This window comes from Bdellovibrionales bacterium, from assembly GCA_019750295.1.
Taxonomy (GTDB): Bacteria; Bdellovibrionota; Bdellovibrionia; order Bdellovibrionales; family JAGQZY01; genus JAIEOS01.
The window spans coordinates 1-23,000 of the sequence record JAIEOS010000063.1; the positions used below are offsets into that span (position 1 = coordinate 1).

Sequence of the window (23,000 nt, forward strand, 5' to 3'; positions counted from 1 at the left end):
CAAGAGATATAGGAAATTGAAGAAAGGTTCCAATGAGTAAAAAACATAAAGAAGCAAGTTTAGCCGAGGAATTACCTATTGGGATTTTATCGATGATCCTAAAGGGCACGCCGTACTCATAGACGGATCTATCGTCGGAGGTCTCCGTGTGGGCTTAATAGATGTTGAGTGCTACGATGAGGCGGAGACGAATCAGCTAACAATGGGACTCAGATCTGCATTGAACTCTATATCTGAAGGTACGACTTTACAGTTCGTGCTTTCAGTAAGGTCGGACTATTCCGACATTATCGAATCGCATACAGCGAACAAGGCTGAGGCAATTCATCCCTTGGTAGCAAGCATTGCTGGGTATCGAGAGGAAAAATTGAAAAGCGCGATGCACTCCTCTGAACTTTATAGGCCAGAACTCTTTGTTTATGTACGAACGCCACTTGTTGAAACCAAAAAATTGAACGTTTTCAAAAAGAAAGAACTTTTTGCTGAAGCGTCCGAAAACGCTTATCAAGAAACTGTCGAGATTTTAGGTCAGAACGTAGAGACTTTAATTTCCTCGCTGCAAAGCCTAGGGCTTCAGTGCGAGGAATTAAACAAAGCTGAACTACTCTCAAACGTGTACGAATTCTTAAATCCAAAACGCTCTCGAACTGAACCTGTCCCGAACGTGGTTACATTCGATGAATTGGATATTGATAAAGATATAATTGAAGAGGTGGAATGGTTAGCCAACCAATCCCCGCGCGAACAGTTAGTGTTTGGTGACCTGATTCTGGGATTAGACCAATTCACCATAGATGGATACTTCCACAGGGTTATTACATTGAAGACTTTGCCCGAGGTGACGTTTGCCGGCCAACTCGCCCACTTCCTACGCTTACCGTTCCACTACGATCTAATCATGACAGTCGAGGTGCCTCCACAGGCTCATGAGATGACTAAACTCCAGCAGAAGAGAAAGATGGCCCATTCTATGGCAGTCACCCAAGGAAACAAGGCCAGTGACCTGGAGAGTGAGTCAAAACTTTCTTCTACTGAGGAGCTAATCCGTGAACTACTGAACACCGGACAACGAATCTATGCGGCTCAAATGACGATCGTTTTGAAGTCAGAGGCGACCGCCGAAGGAGCTAAAAAACTTAATCGCGAAGTTCGCGAAGTTCTTTCTCGTTTCCGCGGCTTACAAGGTGCCGAGGGATTGGAAGAAACTGTTGGCGCGTGGAGAATTCTTAAAAATAATCTCCCTGCCGCTCCGATAAGTTTGGAACGAGCTCGGAAAATGAAAACGAACAATCTCGCTGATTTTTTGCCGGTTTACGGGCCACGAGAGGGTGATAAAAATCCTGTCGTTATATTTAGAAATCGTCTTAATGGGCTCGTGGGCTATGATGCATTTGATCCAGGTTTGCCGAATTATAATACGCTAGTCACTGGGTCGTCGGGCGCGGGTAAGTCTTTTCTGAATAACTGTATTTTACTTCAAGAGCTCGCGAAGGGACTTAAAGTATTTATTATTGATATCGGTGGATCTTACAAGAAGCTAACAGAGGCCCTGGATGGCCAATATCTTGAGATCAATCTATCGGACCAGTACAGACTAAACCCTTTTGACCTGGCGAATCCTAATGAGGAGCCCAGCAACCAAAAGATTAAGTCACTGCTCGCAATCATTGAAAGCATGGTCTCCGAAGACGAAAAGGCAAAACTTCCAAAATTAGATAGAGCGCTTTTAGAGCGCGCAATTATTGAACTCTATAAGAGTCGTCGAGCAAAGGGCGAAGTTCCGCAGCTGTCAGACTTGGCTAAATATTTATCAGCCTTTGAGGAAGATTCAATGAGAGCAATCTCAAAGATGCTTTATCTCTGGACCGGAGAGCGTCCTTACGGCCGTTTGCTCGATGGACCAGGTAGTTTGCGCACTGACGCCAACATTTGCACATTCGATCTGAAAGGCCTATCAGCGTATCCGGATCTGCAAAGCGTGATGATATTAATTCTAACGGATTTTATCTTAAATCAGGTTGAAAAAGATCGAACGATAAAGAAACGAATTATTCTCGACGAGGCTTGGGAACTTTTGAAATCGAACGCAGCGGCTTCATTCATGGAATATTGTGCGAGAACTCTTCGTAAAACGGGCTCTGGAATCACCTTCATCACTCAAGGCGTGGAAGAGATTGTTGCGAGCCCTATTGGTCCTGCAATTTTGAACAATACTGCTACTAAGTTTGTGATGCTACAGAGAGGTGACTCTCAGGTTCTCTCAGATGCGCTGAAATTGAATACCCAAGAGCTCGGCCTAATTCATTCATTGACTCAAAAGAAAGGCGAATATTCTGAGGGCTTTATGATTGAAGGAGATCATCGGCAGGTTGTAAGAATCTATCCCAGCCCGTTTGAATACTGGCTTTCTACTTCTGATGCTCAGGATAACTCTCACTTAGAAAAATTAAAGCGTGAAGGACTAACATTGGTCCAAGCAATTGAAAAAGCCGCTGAGGAATATCCAAAAGGTGTGGCCGTCGGTCGCCCAAAGGAGGCCTAATGAAGGTGTTTAAAAAATATATTTTACTTTCGCTAATAGCTGTCGCTATGGCTATTCCGAAACCAGCAAAGGCTGATCTCTTTGGAGGAGACGTGGCAGTCCTTGTTCAGATTTTGGCCAATGCTGTCCAACAACTAGCACAACTGAAGCAACTCCTCAGCACAGGCGAAGACACGTTGTCACTCTTAAGAGATATCAATAAGGGAATTCGTGATGGCCTAGCCGTGATGCAGATGATTAATCCTAAATTTAATCCAGGTATATACGGAAGCCTCGATACTGCTGATAAGGTCTTAAATACCATCAATGACTTGTACGGAAGTATCCCTCAAACAGCGGAAGCGAGGCTGCAACAAGCGCAGGATCAATCAGCGTCTGAAAGCATTGCCATGAATGGCACGCTCTTTCAGTTTGCAGATGATGCTGACGCCGAAAGCAGACGGATATTCGCACACTCTCAGGATGTGAGCCCACAAGGTGCGGCGAAACTGACAGCTCAATCGGTCGCGGTTCTGATCGGTGTTACGAGCCAAGTGCTACGGACAAACTCAATGATACTTAAAAATATGGGGGAAAGTGCCGCCCTACAAAATCGCAAGGAGAAGTTGCAGTCTGCTCAATTCAAGACTCAGTACGATCAGCTTTCGCAAGGCATTGGTTCTCTTCCCGCCGAACCGAAGCTCGGATCACTGGGAGGACTTTAAATGGTAGATTTTAGCCTCATGGGTTCGCTCATGAATGAACTACATCAAGAATTCGTGCGAATGTACTATTTAATGCTCCCCGTTTTTTTTCTGTCTCTCTATCGCGTTCACATGGGCACGGTCCTCAGGCGGAAGTTTAGAATTTGTTGATGTTTTGAAAAGGGCGCTTGTTGCAACATTGCTTCTAGCTGCGTTTCCGGAAATCGCAAAAGCTATCATCGGAGTAGCAGACGGCATTGCCGCACGCATTGACGATAAAAGTAATTTGGACGCTGTGCTGAAGATGGCTAAAGAAAAGGCCGACACGTATTCGATGTCAGACACGAGTATTCTTTTGGGCTTTAATGATCTCATCATTTCGGTTTTAGTTTTCCTGAGTTTCTTAATCTTATATATCGCCCGATACATTACCATAGCGATGTATCATTTTTACTGGTTGTTTTACATGGTGTCTGCTCCACTGCTGCTACTGTTTAACTTATTTCCGAATACAAGCAACGTAACCGCAAATCTTTTCAAGGGAATGATTGAAGTGGCTTGCTGGAAAATTGTATGGGCGATACTAGGCGCGATGTTGCTATCGCTATCTTTCGGACAAATGTATGCGCAGGAAGGCGGCTATCTCATCATTGTAGTGATGAATTTTGTGATAGCAATTGCAATGCTGGCGACACCCCTGCTCGTTAAGTCACTTTCCGCACAAGGAGCGACGGCAATGTCTGGTGGTTTTGGCCAAGCTGCGGTTCGCGCGATGGCTGCGGTCCCGACGAAAGGAATGACTTTAGCAAAAGGTTCACAGGCTGCCATAGGTGGCACCAAATCATACGCAAGCAGGAAAATTTCAAACTTTAAAGCTGAGAGACAGAAAAGACGCGATAACTATCGCTACTAAGGAATAATATTTTATGAATCAAACAATTCAATTAAAGATTAAAAAGTTACCTCGGGCGCTGGCCGAATTGGCACACTCTAATCAGTTTTTAAAGATCTCGGCATTTTGTTCTTATGGGATTTGTTTATTGTTGGTTACGGTGTGTTTTTACCAATCCGCAAAGCCACCAGTAGTTTTTTCATTCGCACCGGACGCATCAGTTTTCCAGAATGCGGAAATGCCAAAACCCGAGAACGAGATCCGACAGGCTATCAAGCAATATGTCGAAAAAAGATATCGGTGGGAACCGAAGACTGTGAGGGAACAAATTGATTCTGCTCGAGCATTCGTAGCGGCAACGGCCTTAAGTAGTTTCTCATCGGGAACATCGAATGTAGTTCGATTTTCCACAGACAAAAATGTATCTCAAAGAGTTTATCCTTATAAAATCGCCATAGATATGAAAACTGGAGTCGCGTCGGTAATTGGTGACCGCATTACTGAGATTCAAGGATTAAAAGCTGCCGGAGATTTAAAACTACAGCTGACCTTTAACTACGGTCCTCGAACTGCGAAGAATCCGTGGGGTGTTTATATCACCAAAGAAAAAGAAGAAATCTAATTGAACAGACAATTGAGACATAGACCTTTTATTGTAGGAGTTTTATGCCCTCTTTTCTTTTAAACGTAATATTACTTTTTTCAAATCCAGATATTTGCTCGGCTGACGTTCGAGTCCGAAAGGTTGAGGTTAAACATGACCAAATCGTCACGGTAAAAACCTCAGTGGGAATTGCAACAATTATTCAGGTACCCGATCGCCCAAATAGCCTTGTAGTGGGAAATCCAAGTGGCTTCAAAGTTGAATACTTAGATCAAGCAATAACCATCAAACCAAATTATTCGGGAGCGAGGAGTAATTTATATATTTACACGGATTATCGACGGTTCAACATTCAACTAGTTACCACAGCTGAATCTGTCGCAGACTACGTTGTTTATCTGGAGAATCCGAATGAGAAATTAAAATCATCTCCCATTAAGTGGACTCAGTTTCGCAATCACCTTAAAAATGAAAGTTTGATATTTGAGACTAAGAGGTTTGCAAAGATGCGAGATGGGATGCTTATTATCGAGTTCCAGGTACTTTCTGAGGCGAGTGAAACTTTTAAACCAGAATGGCTCTGGCTCACTCAAAAAGGTGTTACCCGACCAATCCACAATATTGCCCTGACTGGAAGCAAACTCAAACCCAATGAAACTATCCATGGTGTAATGCAAGTGTTGAGAGAAGACATTTCGTCTTCTGATTCTTTGAAAATCGAACTCAGGAGAAAGAAATCGACTTTCTTAACCATTCCGAAGGTTTCGTCATGGAAGTAACAACATCTTCGAACATTAAGAACAAATTCAGCGGATACTTTTTAAAAGAAAAATCTCACTTTTCTAATCGACGTGAAATTAATTGGGATAGCTTAAAAAAATGCACAGTCACTGCGGTCGCGACCGGGGTATTTGCACTTTTACTTATGCCATCGCCGAACCCTGATAATGGGCCATTTACCGAGCAGGCAGAAGGCGGATCGACTCAAAGAATTATCGCAGGCGGAAGTGAGGATGCAACCGAGACCACTCTGAATCAAATGCGTGCTGGCGAACGGGGTTCATCACGAGTTTCGAGTTCACTCAATTATTTGTACGCCTCAAATACTTCCTCGAATGCTGGGTCGTCAGGCGCAGATAGTGAGATGAATAGCTCTATGATAATCTCACGGGGCATTGGAGATTCTAAGTCACAAGTCCCACCCGGAAGCCGACTTCGCATTCGACTTTACGAAAAAGCCATTGTTTCTAGCCAGTCTATGCCGGTGATTGGAATTGTAACTTCCGATTATATGCACGAAGACTCTGTCGCCATTCCCGAAGGCAGTAAAGTCTTTGGAGATATCAATTATGACGACGGTGGCGACCGTGCGAAAGTGGACTGGCGAACCATACAGTTCCCAGATGGACGTGATCGACCGTTTTCCGCAATTGGGGTAGGTGCTGATGGTCAGGTTGGTGTTCATGGAAAGATTCATTCCGAAGCAATGAAGAACACCGCCGGTCAAACCCTTACAAGATTTCTAGGAGCGTATGCGGAAGGATCAATGCAAAAAGGATCATTTGGTTATAACCAAGGTGGCAATTCGAATGGATTAAAAAATGCTGTAGCAGAAACTGCTAAGGATCGTGCCGATAAATGGGCTGATGGCTTAAAGAAGGAAAAGGTTTGGATAGAAGTTTCTAACTCAACCGTCTTCTATGCCGTGCTTACGCAAGGATTCGTATTCCGAGATCCCGGGGCAACGAATGGGCGATAAGCCGAATGCTTCCAATGATACCACAGCAATCTTGGGGGCAGGATTGCTTGTTGTTACATTGGCGCTACATGAATCTTTAAGTGTTTTTATGAAATGGATCATCAATCCTAGTCACCAACTTATCTTTATACTTGCGTTGACCCCTATTCTTACGGCTGTCCTATACTGGTTTTCTAGATACAGGGAATCAAAGATCAGTGAAAAGCAAAAAATGGCGTCCATTATTGGCGAAGTACATGGATCAGTTTATTGCGGTCAAACTCAAGACCGTGAAGCTGTTTTCATTAAACCTCGCCAGCGCTCTATGCATACACAGGTAATAGGAACAACCAATGCGGGAAAAACAGAGTCAGTCATCTTACCTTGGGCTATTCAAGATTTGGAACAAGGTAGAGGACTCATTTTAATCGATGGAAAATCTGATAGAGGTTTGCTGAATAAGCTATGGAACTACTCCGTAAAATATGGACGCGAAAATGACTTTCGCCTCTTTTCTTTGGGCAGCATTGATGAGTCTCACCAATTTAATCCTTTGATTGGCGGCTCACCAGAGGAAATATCTGAGCGAGTCTTCAATTCCTTTGAGTTTGAAAATGAATACTTTCGAAGCGTGCAATTCGAAGTATTTTCACAAGTTCTAAGAATTTTTGCTGATGCTCATGAGATACCGACCTTTTTAAAACTGCATCAAGCGATAACGGAACCCAATAGGCTTGTGGCTTTAAGCCATCGGCTAAAAGATGATTCCTTAAGGCAGTGGGCAGACCATTTCAAAGCTATTCCTGCAAGTGACAGACTTCAGCGAACTAGTGGGTTAACTGCTGCTCTAAGCCAATTCGCTTTTGGAAAAACGGCGCAACTTTTTAATACTGAAAAACCTTCGTTTACGTTGGAGACGGCTTTAAACGACAATTTGATAATTTATTTCCAATTGCCTGTCTTACTCTCCCCTTTTTTGGGTCGTGCATCAGGGAAGATGATTCTTCAGTGTTTGCAGAGTGCCGTCGCGAATAGGCATAGAGGAGAGAATCGGTCGCCCCAATTCTTTTCGGTTTTTTTGGATGATTTTACCGAGTACCTGTACCCTGGATTCGTATCCGTCCTTAATAAATCTCGCAGCGCCAATGTAGGAATTGTTTTCGCACATCAAGCTTTGGGAGATATTCAGACCCTCGGAGATGCGATCGCAAACTCGATTCTTACGAACGCGAATCTAAAGGTTTTTATGCGCGGAAACGATCCGGACTCTGCGGAATACTTCGCAAAAGTCGTTGGGACCACAAAGGGTGAAAAGTTCACTTCGAGAACAAGGAAAACATTCTGGGCGAATGAATCGACAGGAGATGGAAGCGTTCGAGAGGTAGAACAGTTCATCGTTCATCCTAATAAGTTCAAAAACGAACTTGGCGTCGGCCAAGCGGTTATGGTCATCCCGCACGAGGGCGGAAGTAAAACTATAGATATACAGTTTGAGAAGTTCGACGATCTAGATAATTTGAAACTAATTGAGCCCATCAAAAAATCCATTGCCACTGGTCTTCCCGTCCCTACGGCTGAGGTTGCCACGCAACGGATCGTGAAATAGGAAACACAATGAAACAAGAAACCATTAACTTCTGGAACTTTTTTTTACTATCGCTTTTGAGTCACATGATTTTACTTACTGGCTGTGCCACCCAAAATAAGTCTGTGGGACTTGGCGGGTTGATTGGCGCAAGTACCGGTGCCGCTATTGGCGGAATTATTGATCCGGGTGCAAAAGGTAAATATCGCACTAGAAACGTTATTATGGGAGCATCACTCGGAGGTATGACAGGGCTCGTGGCTGGTAACATCATCGGCGGCGAGATGGAGTCTCAAAAGAAACTGTCGTATGAGAAAGGTCGTGCATCGGCTCCTCAAGCGCCAGCTGGAGCGATGCCGCAACTTACGAATCCTAAAGTTGAATCCAGATGGGTTGAAGCTAGGACTGTTGGTAATCGCTATATTGAAGGCCACTTCGAATACATCATTGCGGAACCAGTACGCTGGAATCAATAATGTCGGCGCACCAGATACCGATTTCCGAAATCAAATTCGCGGCCAAAACAGGGTTTCTGTCGTTTAAATTATGGGATCAGTACTTTGCCAATGGCGCTCATAGTTGGCGTTTGAGGCAATGGAAGGCCCTTGTAATTAGAGGATACTTTAAAATGCATCCGTCGCCCCGAGCGGGCGACGTGCTTGTTTTAAATCCGAAGAATCCCAAAGTCTGCGAGCTTGTACCAAGCATTAGTTCCCCCCCGTACATCTCTCAACTTTTTCACGATGAGGTAGTTGCAAGTTCGCTTTTGAGATTAAAAAACGAAGGGCTCATTTCTGGATTTAAAACCGAAGGCGAATTAAAGGCGCAGGCAGTTGGAACTATTCAACCCAAGAGCGCTTCTGAGGCGATCAAATATCCCGATGCCATTGTTAATGTCGCAAACTCGAAATCGATAGCAATTGAAGTTGAGCTAACGCGGAAGGAATATAAACGCTATTATAAAATTATTGGAAATTACGCGACTAAACAATATGCGGACATGATTCTTTTTATCGGAAACTCCGAAGGTATATTCGAGTCCTTGAGAAAAGCGATGAGAGAGAACTCCTACCCTACGCGTTCCCAGCCGATTGGCTTTGTTTCGTGTGAGGACTGGAAATCGAATCCCGTAACAGCGATGATTCATTTTAGTTCTCATACAACAAATATGCACCACCTTCATACGCTTGAAATTAAAAAGCCATTCGTCAATCAACCGTCAAGAGATGACGGATACGGTGAAACTGCAAACTAGAACTCTCGACGGAATTGAGAACAGATACAACAAGATAACCTCCACCACCTCACCCTCCCCGCTTCCTGATCGTTCAAGACCCCTCCCTCCCAACGTTGTTGGTTGAGGAAGGGGTCTTGAACGGGAAACAGGGAGGATGAGGTGGTGGAGGTAAGAGGTTAAGAATGAAAGAACAAATACTAAAACAAATAAATACAAATACAGAAGAAGAAAATATGGCAAAAAATAAGAAAGGGCGGAAATCTAAAAGTGAGCATGGTGGTAGTGATGGGTATGCAATGTACCGCGTGGTTATTTGCGATGAAGCTAATAAGGCATTGGAAGATATTGTCACTAAGGTAAACGTAGGTTTTGATTCTGGCGCGATTACCAAGTCTGACGTAGCTAATTTTGTTTTTCAAAACTTAGTTAAGCACTTTTCAGATGCCGACTCTAAAGCTCTTAGGAGCTTGCACTTTGACGACAAGAAAGTCTTATCGACTATTTTAAAAAGCGAAGAGGATCTTCCGGAAGACCTTAAGAAAGCAATTCGCCAACATTTTGGCGTCGCCGAAAAAGCTCCAAAAAAATCCGCTAAACCCGCGATAGACTTATCCACAGCCAGCTCTGTGGATAAGTCTAAAACAAAAGATTTTGTCGCTTAGAATTTCTAATTTTATTTTTTGATGAGTCACGTAATTACCCCTTCCGCCCTTGTATTTTGGGACTACCGAGGTAATATGAAAAATGTAAATCTGTTCTTTGAAAATCGAATAGCCCTCAATGTCCGTAGGGAGGTCAGTTATGAAAATGACTGAAACTTCCGAAAATGTTTCAACTATTTTTACCTTTGAAGGTCAAGAATGGCTGAACGTTGCAGAAGCTGCCCTCTATCTTCGAATTTTAAAAAAAGATGGAAGGCCATGTGTAAACCGGATTCGCAACCTTGTGAACCAAGGAAAGATTCCATTTTACAAACCTTATGGACGATTACTGTTTAAAAGATCCGAGCTTGAAAGGCTCATTGCTAATTCTAGAAATGGAGTAAGCAAATGCCTGTAACAAGTTATGTTGATCCCAAAGATGGGAAAACTTATTTTAGAGTTCGGATATGTAGAGATAGCTCAACTAGCCCAGGAGTTCGAGTCGATAAAAAGGCCAAAGGTTTTAAATCTGAGGCCGAAGCTGAAAGAGCGGAAAAGAAAATGCTCGCTCAGGTCGAACGCGAACTAATAGAGGCCGAAAGCAAATCTTGCAAATGGGAAACACTCGTCGCAGATTGGGAACTAGCAGCTCGAAACAATGACATTTTTATTCGAGAAATTGCGGTTACTACGGCGTACGATTATGTGAAACTTCTTCAGGATCATACAGCCGATTGGATGAAGCTGCACGTCGATGAAATTGATCGAGCGCGAGCGTGGCTTGTGTTAGATCGCATCGAACGTGAAATCTCAGTTTCCAGGCGCAAGAGATTGAGAACTGCCATCGATGCGGTTTACAAATGGGGATTCTTATCGGGAAGAATTAAGGGTATTAAATCAATTCCTACGGATGGCTACAGATCTACCCGGAAGGAAGAAGAAAAGATGCCGGAGATTTTAAACCTCGACCAGATCCGCACTTTGCTCGATTACGCTGAAAGGCTCGATCATCCTTGGTATCCCATTTGGGCATTAGCCCTGTTTACGGGAATGCGCTCAGGCGAGCTTTTCGCACTTCAATGGGACCAAGTGGACTTCGATAATGAGCTTCTGTTTGTACATAGAAATTGGACCAATAAAAGCGGCATCGGGCCAACGAAGGGTCGGTACTGGAGATCGGTTCCGATTGAATCAAGCGATGTGATGTTCCTTCTTAAAAAACTTAAAGCAAAGTCTAAGGATTCTAAGTTTGTTCTCCCCCGCTTTCACAGTTGGGAGGATGGACGAGCCGCTGAGATCTTAAGAGAGTTTTGCGAAGGTTCTGGTCTGCCATCGGTTAGATTCCACACCTTAAGAGCCTGTTTTGCGACTCAGCTTATACGAGATGGGATCGCACCAGCGGTCTTAATGAAGATCTGCGGATGGAAGGATTTAAAGACTATGCAGAGGTATATTAGACTCTCAGGTATCGAGGTTAAAGGCGCTACAAGGAGCTTAAAGCTTCTCCCTGAGCGTGAAGTGATGGGACGAGTTGTCAGTCTATTTAAAAAGTAAAAGAGAGCTGTTCGCGAGAGTCAGGGACCCCATGAGGTTATGCACGGTTATGCTTAAGCAACCGGCAACCCAGTGGAACCCATGACTTAAGTGCTTAAAATAACGAGGTTAGCGACGCTACCTCCAAATTTTGCTCCCGCAAAATTAGATAATAGATAATAGTTAGACTCTTTTGAAGGCCATGGAGCAAAATCTCGTCGATTTACGATTTTCCACTCTCCGCGCCCCACTCACTCCGCAATTCGCTTTATGTCTGCTACAGAGTTGCCCACGCTTCAACATCGCGCTAGCAGAAAATTTGCTCGGCAGTCGAGGAACTATCGCCTGCGGTACAAAAATGGAATCGCCTTTCTATGACATCGAAGATCCATTCGCGAGAGGAAGAGCGTGGGTAAATAAAACTCGGTGAAATGATGAATTAGCCAGAGGACGCCGAGACAAAACTGACGAAATAAGATGACGTCCATTCAGTAAGTTCAGTTGTTTACCAGCTCAGGCATTACCACCTCCCTATTTCTTTTCTCCCATTTTTGTAGTACAGACGTATACAAACTAAGTTATACCTTCATCATCTTCCGAGGAGTGATTTTATGAATAATACCCGTAGGATTGTCGTTGTGCCTGGCGATGGCATCGGACCAGCGATCACTGAGTCGGTCAAAACAATTATTCTTGCGACGGGTCTTAAAGTCGAATTCGAAGACCATCAGATGGGGAAAGATGCGAGCCGAGAGCAGATCGACAAGGCGCTGAACGCGTTCGCTCGTCACGGAATCATGCTCAAAGGACCAACCGAAACTCCGGTGGCGACGAAGGGGCAAAAAAGTTTTAACGTGACCTCTCGCAAAGGGAATGGCCTTTTTATCAATTTTAGGCGATCCCAAAGTTTTCACCCATTGGTGCAAACCCATTTTCCAAAACAAGACATCGTTATATTTAGAGAAAATGAAGAAGGGCTTTACGCGGCCATCGAGCACCAGCACTCTCCGGATGTAGTTCAAGCTCTGAGTTACAAGACTTTTTCTGGAATGCATAAGATCATACGCGCGGCTTTCGAATATGCTGTCGATCATCAAAAAACAAAAGTCTGTTGCATGCACAAAGGCAACATTCTTAAAAAAACAGAGGGATCTTTTTTAGAGATTTTTAAAAAAGTAGCCCTGGATTATCCGCAAATCAATGCCACCTCTCAGATTATCGATGATGGTATGGCTAAAGTCGCTACCAACCCCGAGTTTTATGAGGTCATCGTCACGGAAAATCTTTTTGGAGACATATTATCAGATATAACAACAGCTCTCACAGGCTCACTCGGATTAGGTGGATCCTCAAACATTGGCTACCGTGGCGCTATGTTTGAAGCGATTCATGGGACAGGTCCTGACATTGTACCTGGTGCCAAGTTCAATAACTCGAGCGAACACATCGCGAATCCCTCCGGCTTACTCCAAGCGGGCATTCTCATGCTCGAATACATTAATACCTCGCAATCCAAAGACTGCGCCGGTCTGATCAAAAAAGCATGGATGAATATTTTAGAACAAGGTTTTCACACGGGAGACCTCTCCAAGCTTAAAAACAATCTTCCCAACCCGGCGACGAAGCGAATTGTTAACACGAAGGAATTTACTCAACTGATCTGTGATCAAATTGAACATCTTAAAGCGTCGGGCTTTAATGCATCACCGAGCGCCTCAGCATCTGTAAAACTCGACACAACGGCGTTGCTACAAAAATGCCAACGGACACGCCCTTACCTCACACCACACACGGAACAACGCACAGAAGGTTTGGATGTTTTCGTCAATTGGACAGGAAAAGAAGATCCAAATATTTATGCTGAATTAGAGAAAATTTATGGGTATTCGATCCATCAAGACTTTAATTTGCAAGCTTTTAGCACACTCCATCAATGGTTCGATTGGGTGGTTTGGTTGAGGAAGTCTCTATCCGTTTTGCCTGCAGCCCCTTTAAGCTCACTAATAAACGATTTGAATCTGGCAGACTTTTTGACATCGGAGGCGTTGAATCGGTCCTCAGATCAAGCCATCGAACGTTGGACAAATATAGAAACTCAACATTTAGATTTAGTAAAAATCATCACTTTATCTTTGGTCCAAAAACTGAGGTCCTCGGTTAAAAATCTTCCTATCAAGCTTGAAATGATATCAAATCGAGGACAATGTGTTTATCCAACTATTATAAATCCTGACTTAGTCGATCAGTTTCGTTGTCGCTTCTTATTAACGAACCCTTGGCACCAAGAACATCAGCCGCCGACATTTATCCCGCAGTTAATGACTCAGCTTATAGAAAGTGGCATCTATCCTGTGAAAACCGAAGGGCTTCACGAGTTTAAACTAACTACAGATAACAACTGGCAAAAGGGCTATGGAAGTTCTTATGGTCAAGGTATGGGGTCTCTTCTTGAAAAATCTGAGAACACGTGATGCAATCGAGGAATGAATCTCATCGATATATTTTTAGAAGATACGGTAAAAAGTAATCATTCAAATCCTTCCAACTTAAAGTCGGATATCAACGGCGAAGAAGGGCTACGCATTGTTGAATTCGAAGGCTGTGCTCCGAGCCAAACTGTTTTGGATTCTTTATCAGAGAAAAAGTTTCTCCAACTGCGATTGAGATCCGTCCAAGAGATTACTGACAGTCTTCTCTACAAAGATACGTTTTACTCCACTGTCGTTGCGGTTATTCGGTCGTCGACGGCCCAAATCCCTGCCCTTCTTGCCGAGGCTAGCCGCAGTGGGATTCACGTTGCGCTTTTGCAACTGACAGACACCATCACTCCCGAAGTAGAGACGGTTCTCGGCCGAAATCTCGAAAAAGGAATCGCTGTGGTCCTGGTCAAATAGATACGATTTGGCCGCCTTCAACCAGGCAATGATTATCTATCGCGTTTTTTTATTGGCAAATTTTATGGAGTTCTGGAAAAACAAGCTATGGTCCCTGCAGATCGACAGTACTATTTTGGCTCTCCCGAAAAGCGAATGAGGTTCCACGAGTGGGGTCCGGTCGACAAGCCCGTCATTCTTTTGGTTCATGGCTTTCCCGGGAGTGGGGATCATGCCAAACTCATTTCACAAACACCCCACTGGAACTCCTTTCGATTGATTTCGATGGATCGACCTGGATACGGTGATTCGGATCTTCAAAAAAAAATCACTCCCCTGATTTTTGCCGAACAGATCAAAGAGTTTTTAATGGCCCAACAGATTGAGAAGTTCTCACTGATTTCTGTCAGCGGAGGGGCCCCCTTCGCACTCGCCATCGCCTACGTGATGGGTGATGCCGTCCAAAGAGTGTCTTGCATCGGATCTGTGGGGCCCATCACACAAAGCTCTTTTTTCTTCCTCAGCGCCCAACAGCAAAAATTTTGGGTCATCCAGAAGTTAGCTCCCCGCCCACTTTTACATTTATTGTTCCATCGCATTTGGAAAGAAAATATCAGCAAGCTCGACGAAGTTCTTTTTACTCAGGAAGATCAATTTAATCCTCAAGATTATAAGGTTCTCACCGATCCAATTTTAGGACCGGAACTTATGAATATGACGAAGACCTCTTTACAAAAAGGCGCTGGCGGAGTTGTGGAAGATATTTATGTCTTTGGAAGCGACTGGGGCTTTAATATTTCGGAAATAAAATGCCCTGTGACTCTTTGGCACGGATCTCGTGATAATATCGTTCACAAGAGATTCTCAAAATTTATGAAGAATCGGATTCCTCGGGCACGTCTTCGCTTTATTCCCAATGAAAGCCACTATTCCTTACTTTTAAACTATCGCGATCAAATTCTTGAGGAACTTTTAGAGACTCCGCCCTCGTCCTCCGCAGCTCCCACCCCATCTCTGCCTCTGCACTAGGAAAGTTAAAATACAAGTTGTCTCGGAGATCACCCTCCGTTACGATTTTCCTATCACCTCAAGGGCTATGGAATGGATATCAAAGCGTTGATTCGAAAAATTTTAGCTCATCCCCAACTTCCAGAAGTGATCAGCTGGTTGGTGTACGGTTTAGTTGTAGGAGCTATAGCTCAGGTTTTAATTCCGGGCCGCAATCGTTTTGGCTGGTTAAGTACAATGATCATCGGTATTAGTGGCGCCGTACTTGGCGGCTTTCTTGCTCGTTACATGGGTTATGTGATTAAGGCTGGCTGGAACCTACCGGGCCTGATTGCGTCCCTGGTCGGAGCGATTGTGCTCCTTATCGTTTGTCATCTTCTTGTGGAAATTCTCGATTAGTGTGCAGGCCTATGGTCCTGCTTTTGCTTATTCCTTATTTTATTTTTTGAAAAATAATTTAGCAAATGGTCCAGTCTTTGGATCAACGCAAAGCTGAAATCGCATTTAATTCATTTTAGAAATTCTCACATCATTTTTTCCAGACTGGTCCGATAGATAGTTGCTGGACTCGCGGAGAGTCCCGCGACCAACGTCTAAGGGGACCACATGAAAATCACAAAAGCTCTACTCCTCTCTCTCCTGCTCACGGCCATTCAACCTGCGGCACAGGCCGCGGAATCGATGAACTACGTCTGGAATGACATGACCGGAGTGCAACCTGTTCAGGGATGCAATGTCTCAAACTCCAAGCAATCGCTTCCCGATGTCTTTAATAAATACATCGATCAAGTGGTAGAAATCATTGACGCCCCAACGATGACTCACGCCTCTAACGAAACAGCCGATCTTCGCGGGAGTTACCTTCAAATCGCAACGAAAGATGGGTTACCTCAAGTGATGAACTGTGCCGGTCTCGCGCAAACTTTTGTCGTCTTCGATGTCTATTCAGCGAGCGAAAGTAATAATTTTTGGCAGATTGGTTTAAGTGCTGCCGATTTAGAAATTTTCCACCACAGCCAAGTGCTAGCTCCAGAGCAAATCGAAGAGGTCTATCATTCGGCGACTCCGGCTCCAATTCAGGAAAAAGCTGTCGCAACATCCACGACGGAGCAAGTGTACTGTTTGCCCTCCTCTCAAAACAACGTCTACGCGGCCAACTTGTCGTCGGTGCTCTTTAAAATCAATGCTCACGAGGTAGTACAGCCGGTCCAATCCTTCGATGGCTCCCATCAAAAGAACAAAACAATTAACGGTAAACCCGTCGCTTTTATCAAAATATTAGTTCCACGTTTAAAAGCGGGACAAAATATCGGCTGGGTAGCAAAACACTTGGTAAAGACCTCTTCCACGTGTGCGACCTATAAGCCGACGATTCCCACAACTCCAACTCCCGCGCCAACAGCTCCTAAATGGACCTTCCCTACCATCAAACGCGCAACGACCAGCTACAAATCAGGAATGCGCGCCTTTAAAGCTTCGCGCGGAGGCGGAAAACGTTGGCATGCCGCTTGTGACATCTATCGTGTGAAAGATGAGTCGGCGGTCTCCGTGCACAATGGAACTGTGGTTCGTGGATTATATTTCTTCTACGAAGGGACTTATGCTCTTGAGGTTCGTCATAGCGATGGAAAGATCGCCCGCTACGGAGAGTTGACGTCGAAAGTCGCCACCGGAGTTAAACAAGGAGCGGCCGTCAAGACCAACCAAGTTTTGGGCTATATCGGCAAAGTCAACTCGGGATGTTGCCAACCAATGCTTCACTTTGAGCTTTACTCAGGAAAAGCGACAGGCTCCCTCACTCAGTCTGGAAATAAATTCTCTCGTCGCTCCGATCTTATCGACCCCTCGTCTTACTTAACAGACTGGGAAAAAGCAAAATTCGGCGTCGCTTACTAAGGATGAATATATGAAAAAGAATATATTAATTGGAATCTGTTCGGCTCTTGTCATCGGTGCGATTTGGATGAAGAGAGATGCTCCTGCGAAAAATGCTCCCGTCGCCATGGAGGATCGGGCTCCAGCTTCGAACAAAACAAAATCGAAGATGAAACGACGGAAATACACACCCATCACTCGGTCCATGAAACCCACCCAACTTCAGATGGCGGGTCAGACCACTCCCGCAAGAGGCCTTGCGAACTCTACGGAAAAAGCGACTTTAGAAAAAATGGCAAACATTGTTCAGGAATTCACCCGTCCCAATGCCAATCTCGATAATCTAGTTTCAATTCTCGAGCGCAATGGACAACAGCCCCAACGACTGGTCGACAAAAATCCGTACACCGGTGAGTTGGCAATTATTCGAACCAATAGTCCGCTCCCCGGCACTCGCTACTTCCACGCCCAGCATTTTTCTGATGCTGGAAAAAATGGAATTGTTCAACATGTTTCCTTTGAAGTGCAATCAAGCCCGACGGCCATGGCCGAAAGCGTGCTCGCCATGCAAGATACATTTAAACTCACCAATCCTGTGGTGGCGCGCGAAGGTTACGTCAAATGGAATTTAGACAATCACAAGATTCTTTGGATCAAAAAATTAACCAGCGAAGATTTACAACTCAATCCATTTAATGCTTACACCCAAGAAGATGTAGGCACCATCCGTATCGCCATCGAAGAAGAAATCCACGAGGGGTAGTAAAAGGTACGGCGTACCTTTTACTTGATGACGATCATCATGCCGGGATTTATTTTTTTAAGGCAAAGGAAAAAGCGCTCTGGGGAGACGTCGATTTCCATGTCGTTAAATCTTTTATTGATCACGATGGCGTTGGGCTGATAGTCCACGCCCTGAGTGAGCAAAATCTTTTGCTGAAGATTCGTGTTCACATTCACGTAGGGAACATAAAACGACTCGATCACGAAATTGCGAGTGAGAATACTCTCCACCATCGATGCCGACATAATAAAGTGATCCGGAACTTTTAATAAATGCACCTTTTGCATCTTATCAATTGTGCGGACCCATTTGATCCAAAGTTGAAGACCCGGAGAGTTTGTCTTTAAGACTTTCTCCATATCTACATAAATGGGAATTCCCACACTTAAAATGGGTGGAAATTTGGAGGTTTCGTTCATAGCACCAGCCATCTCGTAAATGCCCATGCCCTTATCCGTGCGTTCTTTTACAGAAAATGTTTCAGTCATAGAACTCATTATTGAATGAATAATTTTCTTTGCCAATCTCGAGTCGAATGACTCGACCAAAGGTATAATTTTGAGAAAGAGTTCGGTTTTTAAGGATTGTGTGCCAAACTGGTGAAAACTTTATGGCAGATTTATCTCATATAATAGCGAATATGCGCGTTGTCGAAGCCGGTGGCTGGAGCGATGTGATTCTTAATATCGAGAAGATTCCGAAAGTCTTTTTTGTCGAAACCAATACGGAATCCGATCCCATTCTTCGCCTCAACTCCGTGGTTCGACTTTACGAACACCGCGAAAATCCTGAAGAATATTTTAACAGCCTTCCCGCACAGAACAAATGCTCTTATCCCTTAAGCCCAGAGACCGATTTGCACCAACTGGTAGAGCAAGTGAATCGACAACTCTCTCCGGAAGCTCACTTGCAACGCCATTTGCCTAAAATTTCGGTGATCTTTGAGGAAATGGCCATGAACGGTGTTCGCTCGAGCGTAAAATCGCGAACAAAAACCGGAACCTCATTTAACACTTCTAAACCGTCCGCCGAAATGTTTCTGGTCTGGGATAATGCCTCGTTGTGGATCCACTGCGTTGATGATCTTGGGAGCTTTAAACGAAAATTTCTACCGGGCTCTTTTAAAGAGTATGACGGAAGTCAGGGTTTTGGGATGAAGCTCATCTTCGAGTCATCTCATGACCTATTCATCTCTTCGATTCCCGATAAACACACATGGTTTGCTGCTCGAATTGGCACATACCTCTCGAATCTTAAATTCGACCGTGAGTTCAAAGTTCTTTGTGTCGACTGCCCTAACGAGTAAGTAAATTCCCTGGACCAAGGCCCTATCTAAATCTGTTTAATTTTCGTAGCCTTCGTCTGATATTATTTTTATACTCTTACCTATGCAAAGCAGATTAAAATGTGAACTCAAAAGCGGTACGACCAATCATTATATTCTTTCCGGCCTCATTGATGAGACGGCTCAATTTCCGGCGATTCCTCCGACTCTCAAAGAAGCGGTTCACTTTGACTTAGATCAAGTGAAATATATTAGCTCCTTTGGTGTAAAAATGTGGGTGGAGTATTTTTCGAAAACTTCGACTCCCTTTGTCTTCCATCGCGTGCACCCTGGGGTTTTAAAAAACTTCAATTCGGTTCAGGGCTTCATGCCGAAGAAGTCTCAGATCGCAAGCCTTTATGCTCCATTCTGCGAGCCGAAAACGTTCGAAGCCACAGCGATTCTTTTAGAAAACAACACTCATTACGGAAAATACAAAAACCTTTCACTACCCTCCGTAAAAGGCAAAGATGGATCCCCTATGGAGCCCGACTTTGTCGCCAACAGTTTTTTCCGCTTCTTACCCAATCAAGCGGATTAAGAGAGGACTCTAAATGGTAAAAGGAATCGACGAATACATCCACTTGTATCCGCATGATCGCCTTGATGAGATTCGACGCTTCTTTGCTAAGATTGACATGGTTAAGTCCACGGCAGCGGTGCAACAAGCGGCAAATCCTAACTTCACTAAAACAATTGCCGCCTTAAAGGCGATCCCGAACCGCACTTTATTTAAGATGATCGGAAGCGGATATAGCCACGTCATCCAAGAGGATCGGCACGACTTTGCTTTTGCGTTGATCACTACGGCGTTTATCATCGCCAATCCCAACTCGTTTTACATCTCTCCACTCCCCTATCTCTTCAAGTCTTACAACGATGGCCTTACTGATAGTAAAATCGAGAAGGTCGCTATTCAGTGGAAAAACCGTGGGGATAAAGACGCCATTTCTAATCACGCCATCAACTTTTTTTCTCAGCATCACAAAGCTTCGCTCTACATGGAGCAGATTCTTTTTATCATTGATGAGATGATATCGAACTCGGCGCAAATGCATAATCCCGACAACGAAAAGCGCCACATCATTTTTGCGTACTCGGACGACCGACTCCTCATCGCCAATCGAGACAGCAATAAATGCATTATGCAACCGATCCGAGATCGCCTTAAACTTGTCTCGATGATGGAGAACCTTCAAGTTCGGCAGGGTGACGGTGGTGCGGGCTTGGGAATTCCGATGATGGTCAATGCCAGCACCAACTTTTACTTTATCACCGACAAAAGTGGCGGCACACTTACCTGCGCTCTCATCGATATGAGGCGCGGTCTTAGAGATCTCGAAGAAATGTCCAAAAACCTCCATTTTTTTGAAGTGCAAACATGAATATATCGTTTCGTTTTAAAATTCAAATTGCGGTCCTTTTAATTCTTTCTCTTGTGGTCAGTCTTTATGTGTTTCTTGCGACCAGCTGGTATAAAAACGAAAAGAAGCTGTCGGTTTACGAGACGATGAGTCTGCAGAACTCACTCTCGACGGTGGAGCTCAGCGGAGTGATCGGCAACATTATTTCCGAATCCAAACAGATTGTGGCGATCTACGCCGCCGAAGCCGATCGCGCCAAAGAGATTTTCTCAAAGCAATCCGCCATCTCTGGCATTTATGTGACAAAAAATAATGAACCCTTTGTGGACCTCAATAAAAATGCAATGTCGCAACCGGATCACCATAAGCCGGTAGGTCAAAAACTGATTCTGCAACCCAACACGAAGAGCTCGTTTGCGATTACAGATATCAGTAATGACTATCTGCAAATCCAGCGGCTTGAAAAAGATGAGGAGAACAACGAGTTTGGGACAACCATCACGTTCCCTCAAAATTTAGTCAATAAGTACTTACCGTCAGATTCAGCAATGAAGTCCTACGTCACCAACATGGAGGGAAAGCTCCTTGCCACCAACACAACGGATACCGACCTACTAAAGAACGTTTCGACAAATCTTAGCCGTACGCAAGTGGACGTATTGCAAGAGATCAAAATGGGCGAAGACGAGTATATCATGGCGATCAACTCCTTCCCGAATTTGCCTTTAAAGATCGTTTCTCTCATCGATAAAAAAGTAGCTCTAGCCCCCCTTAAAATTCTTATTAAAAAATCTCTGTTTTTCTTCGTGTTTGTGATGGGTCTCGCCGGAATTATTTCTCTCATCATCGGAATTTCATTAACGCAAAAGTTGATTTTACTCACTGATCAGACCAAACAGATCGCCGAGGGAAATCTTGATGTCGTGTCCGAAATTAAAAGCACAGATGAAATCGGCCAACTCTCAAAATCAATTGCGACGATGGCCTCCTCTCTTAAAAACTACATTCACGAACTTGTATCTAAATCTCGGATGGAGGCAGAACTTCAGACCGCTCGTGCCGTGCAAGAGACACTTTTTCCTCAATCCGACAATGACTACGGCGGCATTCACCTCACGGGATTTTTTGAAAGCGCCTCGGAGACCGGAGGCGATTGGTGGTTTACCTGGAAGGTGGGGAATGAAGTGTTCTTCCTCATCGCTGATGCCACCGGCCACGGAGCTCCAGCCGCCTTGATCACCAGTGCGGCTCGTTCGTGCATCGCTCTTATGCAAAAGAATGAAACCTCGGACATCTACACCATCGCGACATCGCTAGACCATGTGATTCGCGAGACATCTAAGGGACAGATCTTGATGACGGCGTTTATCTGCAAGGTGAACTTTGAAAACCTCAAGGTGACCTATGTGAATTGCTCGCACGAGCCTTGCCTCATCTTCCGCGAAGGTGACGAAGAGATCCGAACCGCGTTTGAGCCCATCTCTCCCCGTCTCGGAGATTCCTCGGGAATTGAATTTGGCGTGGGAGAAATGAGTCTGCAAGACGGTGACCACGTGATTCTTTATACGGATGGCTTCTCGGAAGTCGAAAACAAAGACGGTCAACGCTTGAGCGAACGACGCATTCACAAATTAATCTTAGATATTTTTATCAACGAACCGAATGCCCTCGAGGCCATTAAAAAACTCACGCAAAGGCTCAAAGATTTTATGCAGCAGCCACTAAACGACGATATGACCATGGTTCACGTGAAAGTGAAGTGGGACACTCCGTTTACAGAATCCACTCAAATTTAAAAATTAATGATTCGCAGGTAAACGCTGAGCGCTCTGACAAAATGGTGCGCTCGGGTCCTTTTGGCAGAGATAAGCCTTTAACTGAGCGTTTTCTATCTCGAGATTTTTGATCCTTATATCTTTCTCTGACTTCTCAGTTGCGACGAAGGCTTTAAGATTTGAAACGTCTTTAATCACTTGCTTTAGGCTCTCGTAAATCTCTTTAACTCCTTGCATAGCCAGCGCGGCAAGTTTGTCGTACTTCACACCCCAAACACCCTGTTCACCCACCTTGACGGCTTTATTCAGATCATCATCACCCACATCGACAACCTCAGGGAACGAGCGAACGATCTCTTGAGCAATCACACCGACGTCCGAAGTTTTATTGGCCTTCCAATCATAAGACACCGCACGGTAGTTATCAATTTTATCTAGCACTGAATAATCATGAATATTTTCTTTCAAACGAACATCGGAATAAGCCAACCACGACGAGTTATTCTGTTGGAGATAAACACCATTGGTATGATCCGCATCCA

24 protein-coding genes are annotated in these 23,000 nt (G+C 44.4%); 22 read left to right on the top strand and 2 right to left on the bottom strand.

Annotated elements, in window-relative coordinates; translation table 11 throughout:
- The first annotated feature begins 202 nt into the window (after nt 1-202).
- From K2Q26_11315 to K2Q26_11400, 18 genes are all read left to right on the top strand, one after another.
- Nucleotides 203-2,542 carry an ATP-binding protein gene (locus K2Q26_11315; protein ID MBY0316102.1) on the top strand — a complete coding sequence of 780 codons (2,340 nt, stop codon included), beginning with the start codon at nt 203-205 and terminating at the stop codon, nt 2,540-2,542.
- Nucleotides 2,542-3,246 carry a hypothetical protein gene (locus K2Q26_11320; GenBank protein MBY0316103.1) on the top strand — a complete coding sequence of 235 codons (705 nt, stop codon included), beginning with the start codon at nt 2,542-2,544 and terminating at the stop codon, nt 3,244-3,246. Before K2Q26_11315 ends, K2Q26_11320 begins: the two co-directional genes overlap by 1 nt.
- A 178-nt stretch (nt 3,247-3,424) precedes the next feature.
- Entirely contained in the window at nt 3,425-4,138 is a 714-nt protein-coding gene (locus K2Q26_11325; GenBank protein ID MBY0316104.1) for a hypothetical protein, read from the top strand.
- Nucleotides 4,139-4,151: 13 nt separating this feature from the next.
- Nucleotides 4,152-4,739 (top strand): hypothetical protein, encoded by a 588-nt coding sequence (locus tag K2Q26_11330; GenBank protein ID MBY0316105.1) that lies wholly within the window; start codon nt 4,152-4,154, stop codon nt 4,737-4,739.
- Between the two features lie 44 nt (nt 4,740-4,783).
- Nucleotides 4,784-5,500 (top strand): TrbG/VirB9 family P-type conjugative transfer protein, encoded by a 717-nt coding sequence (locus K2Q26_11335; protein MBY0316106.1) that lies wholly within the window; start codon nt 4,784-4,786, stop codon nt 5,498-5,500.
- A complete protein-coding gene (locus tag K2Q26_11340; GenBank protein ID MBY0316107.1) occupies nt 5,491-6,480 on the top strand; it encodes a TrbI/VirB10 family protein in 990 nt (329 codons plus the stop codon). The genes K2Q26_11335 and K2Q26_11340 overlap by 10 nt, the downstream gene beginning before the upstream one ends.
- Nucleotides 6,470-8,065 (top strand): type IV secretory system conjugative DNA transfer family protein, encoded by a 1,596-nt coding sequence (locus K2Q26_11345; protein MBY0316108.1) that lies wholly within the window; start codon nt 6,470-6,472, stop codon nt 8,063-8,065. The genes K2Q26_11340 and K2Q26_11345 overlap by 11 nt, the downstream gene beginning before the upstream one ends.
- An 8-nt stretch (nt 8,066-8,073) precedes the next feature.
- The gene (locus K2Q26_11350) at nt 8,074-8,520 is read left to right on the top strand and encodes a hypothetical protein (protein ID MBY0316109.1); all 447 of its coding nucleotides are present in this window, start codon (nt 8,074-8,076) and stop codon (nt 8,518-8,520) included.
- Nucleotides 8,520-9,299, top strand: a complete 780-nt coding sequence (locus tag K2Q26_11355) for a hypothetical protein (protein MBY0316110.1) — start codon at nt 8,520-8,522, stop codon at nt 9,297-9,299. Before K2Q26_11350 ends, K2Q26_11355 begins: the two co-directional genes overlap by 1 nt.
- Before the next feature lie 164 nt (nt 9,300-9,463).
- On the top strand, nt 9,464-9,943 hold the full coding sequence (locus K2Q26_11360; GenBank protein MBY0316111.1) for a hypothetical protein: 480 nt from the start codon (nt 9,464-9,466) through the stop codon (nt 9,941-9,943).
- Between the two features lie 139 nt (nt 9,944-10,082).
- On the top strand, nt 10,083-10,340 hold the full coding sequence (locus K2Q26_11365) for a helix-turn-helix domain-containing protein (protein MBY0316112.1): 258 nt from the start codon (nt 10,083-10,085) through the stop codon (nt 10,338-10,340).
- Nucleotides 10,331-11,476, top strand: coding sequence for a site-specific integrase (locus K2Q26_11370; protein ID MBY0316113.1), 1,146 nt, complete (start codon nt 10,331-10,333; stop codon nt 11,474-11,476). The genes K2Q26_11365 and K2Q26_11370 overlap by 10 nt, the downstream gene beginning before the upstream one ends.
- A 590-nt stretch (nt 11,477-12,066) precedes the next feature.
- Nucleotides 12,067-13,926 (top strand): hypothetical protein, encoded by a 1,860-nt coding sequence (locus tag K2Q26_11375; protein MBY0316114.1) that lies wholly within the window; start codon nt 12,067-12,069, stop codon nt 13,924-13,926.
- A gap of 12 nt (nt 13,927-13,938) precedes the next feature.
- Nucleotides 13,939-14,349: a hypothetical protein gene (locus K2Q26_11380; GenBank protein ID MBY0316115.1), complete on the top strand. Its 411-nt coding sequence runs from the start codon at nt 13,939-13,941 to the stop codon at nt 14,347-14,349.
- An 87-nt stretch (nt 14,350-14,436) separates the two neighbouring features.
- On the top strand, nt 14,437-15,357 hold the full coding sequence (locus K2Q26_11385; protein MBY0316116.1) for an alpha/beta hydrolase: 921 nt from the start codon (nt 14,437-14,439) through the stop codon (nt 15,355-15,357).
- A gap of 72 nt (nt 15,358-15,429) precedes the next feature.
- Nucleotides 15,430-15,735, top strand: a complete 306-nt coding sequence (locus K2Q26_11390) for a GlsB/YeaQ/YmgE family stress response membrane protein (protein ID MBY0316117.1) — start codon at nt 15,430-15,432, stop codon at nt 15,733-15,735.
- Between the two features lie 207 nt (nt 15,736-15,942).
- Nucleotides 15,943-17,232, top strand: coding sequence for a M23 family metallopeptidase (locus tag K2Q26_11395; protein MBY0316118.1), 1,290 nt, complete (start codon nt 15,943-15,945; stop codon nt 17,230-17,232).
- Nucleotides 17,233-17,242: 10 nt separating this feature from the next.
- Nucleotides 17,243-17,974 (top strand): hypothetical protein, encoded by a 732-nt coding sequence (locus tag K2Q26_11400; GenBank protein ID MBY0316119.1) that lies wholly within the window; start codon nt 17,243-17,245, stop codon nt 17,972-17,974.
- Nucleotides 17,975-17,994: 20 nt separating this feature from the next.
- On the opposite strand, the gene K2Q26_11405 is transcribed toward K2Q26_11400, so the two are convergent.
- Complete coding sequence (locus K2Q26_11405; protein ID MBY0316120.1) at nt 17,995-18,483, bottom strand: hypothetical protein; 489 nt, start codon at nt 18,481-18,483, stop codon at nt 17,995-17,997.
- Between the two features lie 122 nt (nt 18,484-18,605).
- On the opposite strand from K2Q26_11405, the gene K2Q26_11410 reads away from it, so the two are divergent.
- The 4 genes from K2Q26_11410 (at nt 18,606) to K2Q26_11425 (ending at nt 22,479) form a co-directional block, all read left to right on the top strand.
- Nucleotides 18,606-19,301 (top strand): hypothetical protein, encoded by a 696-nt coding sequence (locus K2Q26_11410; GenBank protein ID MBY0316121.1) that lies wholly within the window; start codon nt 18,606-18,608, stop codon nt 19,299-19,301.
- 82 nt (nt 19,302-19,383) lie between these two features.
- Nucleotides 19,384-19,860, top strand: a complete 477-nt coding sequence (locus K2Q26_11415; GenBank protein MBY0316122.1) for a hypothetical protein — start codon at nt 19,384-19,386, stop codon at nt 19,858-19,860.
- A gap of 13 nt (nt 19,861-19,873) precedes the next feature.
- The gene (locus K2Q26_11420; protein ID MBY0316123.1) at nt 19,874-20,704 is read left to right on the top strand and encodes a hypothetical protein; all 831 of its coding nucleotides are present in this window, start codon (nt 19,874-19,876) and stop codon (nt 20,702-20,704) included.
- Nucleotides 20,701-22,479 (top strand): SpoIIE family protein phosphatase, encoded by a 1,779-nt coding sequence (locus K2Q26_11425; protein MBY0316124.1) that lies wholly within the window; start codon nt 20,701-20,703, stop codon nt 22,477-22,479. Before K2Q26_11420 ends, K2Q26_11425 begins: the two co-directional genes overlap by 4 nt.
- A gap of 3 nt (nt 22,480-22,482) precedes the next feature.
- Here the strand turns inward: K2Q26_11425 and K2Q26_11430 are convergent.
- Nucleotides 22,483-23,000 (bottom strand): tail fiber domain-containing protein (locus K2Q26_11430; protein ID MBY0316125.1); only part of this gene is annotated, 518 nt, incomplete at its 5' end.

Coding starts and splice junctions, on each gene's coding strand:
- K2Q26_11315 (MBY0316102.1), top strand. CDS start 203: ATGGGACTCAGATCTGCATTGAACTCTATATCTGAAGGTACGACTTTA.
- K2Q26_11320 (MBY0316103.1), top strand. CDS start 2,542: ATGAAGGTGTTTAAAAAATATATTTTACTTTCGCTAATAGCTGTCGCT.
- K2Q26_11330 (MBY0316105.1), top strand. CDS start 4,152: ATGAATCAAACAATTCAATTAAAGATTAAAAAGTTACCTCGGGCGCTG.
- K2Q26_11335 (MBY0316106.1), top strand. CDS start 4,784: ATGCCCTCTTTTCTTTTAAACGTAATATTACTTTTTTCAAATCCAGAT.
- K2Q26_11340 (MBY0316107.1), top strand. CDS start 5,491: ATGGAAGTAACAACATCTTCGAACATTAAGAACAAATTCAGCGGATAC.
- K2Q26_11345 (MBY0316108.1), top strand. CDS start 6,470: ATGGGCGATAAGCCGAATGCTTCCAATGATACCACAGCAATCTTGGGG.
- K2Q26_11350 (MBY0316109.1), top strand. CDS start 8,074: ATGAAACAAGAAACCATTAACTTCTGGAACTTTTTTTTACTATCGCTT.
- K2Q26_11355 (MBY0316110.1), top strand. CDS start 8,520: ATGTCGGCGCACCAGATACCGATTTCCGAAATCAAATTCGCGGCCAAA.
- K2Q26_11360 (MBY0316111.1), top strand. CDS start 9,464: ATGAAAGAACAAATACTAAAACAAATAAATACAAATACAGAAGAAGAA.
- K2Q26_11365 (MBY0316112.1), top strand. CDS start 10,083: ATGAAAATGACTGAAACTTCCGAAAATGTTTCAACTATTTTTACCTTT.
- K2Q26_11370 (MBY0316113.1), top strand. CDS start 10,331: ATGCCTGTAACAAGTTATGTTGATCCCAAAGATGGGAAAACTTATTTT.
- K2Q26_11375 (MBY0316114.1), top strand. CDS start 12,067: ATGAATAATACCCGTAGGATTGTCGTTGTGCCTGGCGATGGCATCGGA.
- K2Q26_11380 (MBY0316115.1), top strand. CDS start 13,939: ATGAATCTCATCGATATATTTTTAGAAGATACGGTAAAAAGTAATCAT.
- K2Q26_11385 (MBY0316116.1), top strand. CDS start 14,437: ATGGTCCCTGCAGATCGACAGTACTATTTTGGCTCTCCCGAAAAGCGA.
- K2Q26_11390 (MBY0316117.1), top strand. CDS start 15,430: ATGGATATCAAAGCGTTGATTCGAAAAATTTTAGCTCATCCCCAACTT.
- K2Q26_11395 (MBY0316118.1), top strand. CDS start 15,943: ATGAAAATCACAAAAGCTCTACTCCTCTCTCTCCTGCTCACGGCCATT.
- K2Q26_11400 (MBY0316119.1), top strand. CDS start 17,243: ATGAAAAAGAATATATTAATTGGAATCTGTTCGGCTCTTGTCATCGGT.
- K2Q26_11405 (MBY0316120.1), bottom strand. CDS start 18,483: ATGACTGAAACATTTTCTGTAAAAGAACGCACGGATAAGGGCATGGGC.
- K2Q26_11410 (MBY0316121.1), top strand. CDS start 18,606: ATGGCAGATTTATCTCATATAATAGCGAATATGCGCGTTGTCGAAGCC.
- K2Q26_11415 (MBY0316122.1), top strand. CDS start 19,384: ATGCAAAGCAGATTAAAATGTGAACTCAAAAGCGGTACGACCAATCAT.
- K2Q26_11420 (MBY0316123.1), top strand. CDS start 19,874: ATGGTAAAAGGAATCGACGAATACATCCACTTGTATCCGCATGATCGC.
- K2Q26_11425 (MBY0316124.1), top strand. CDS start 20,701: ATGAATATATCGTTTCGTTTTAAAATTCAAATTGCGGTCCTTTTAATT.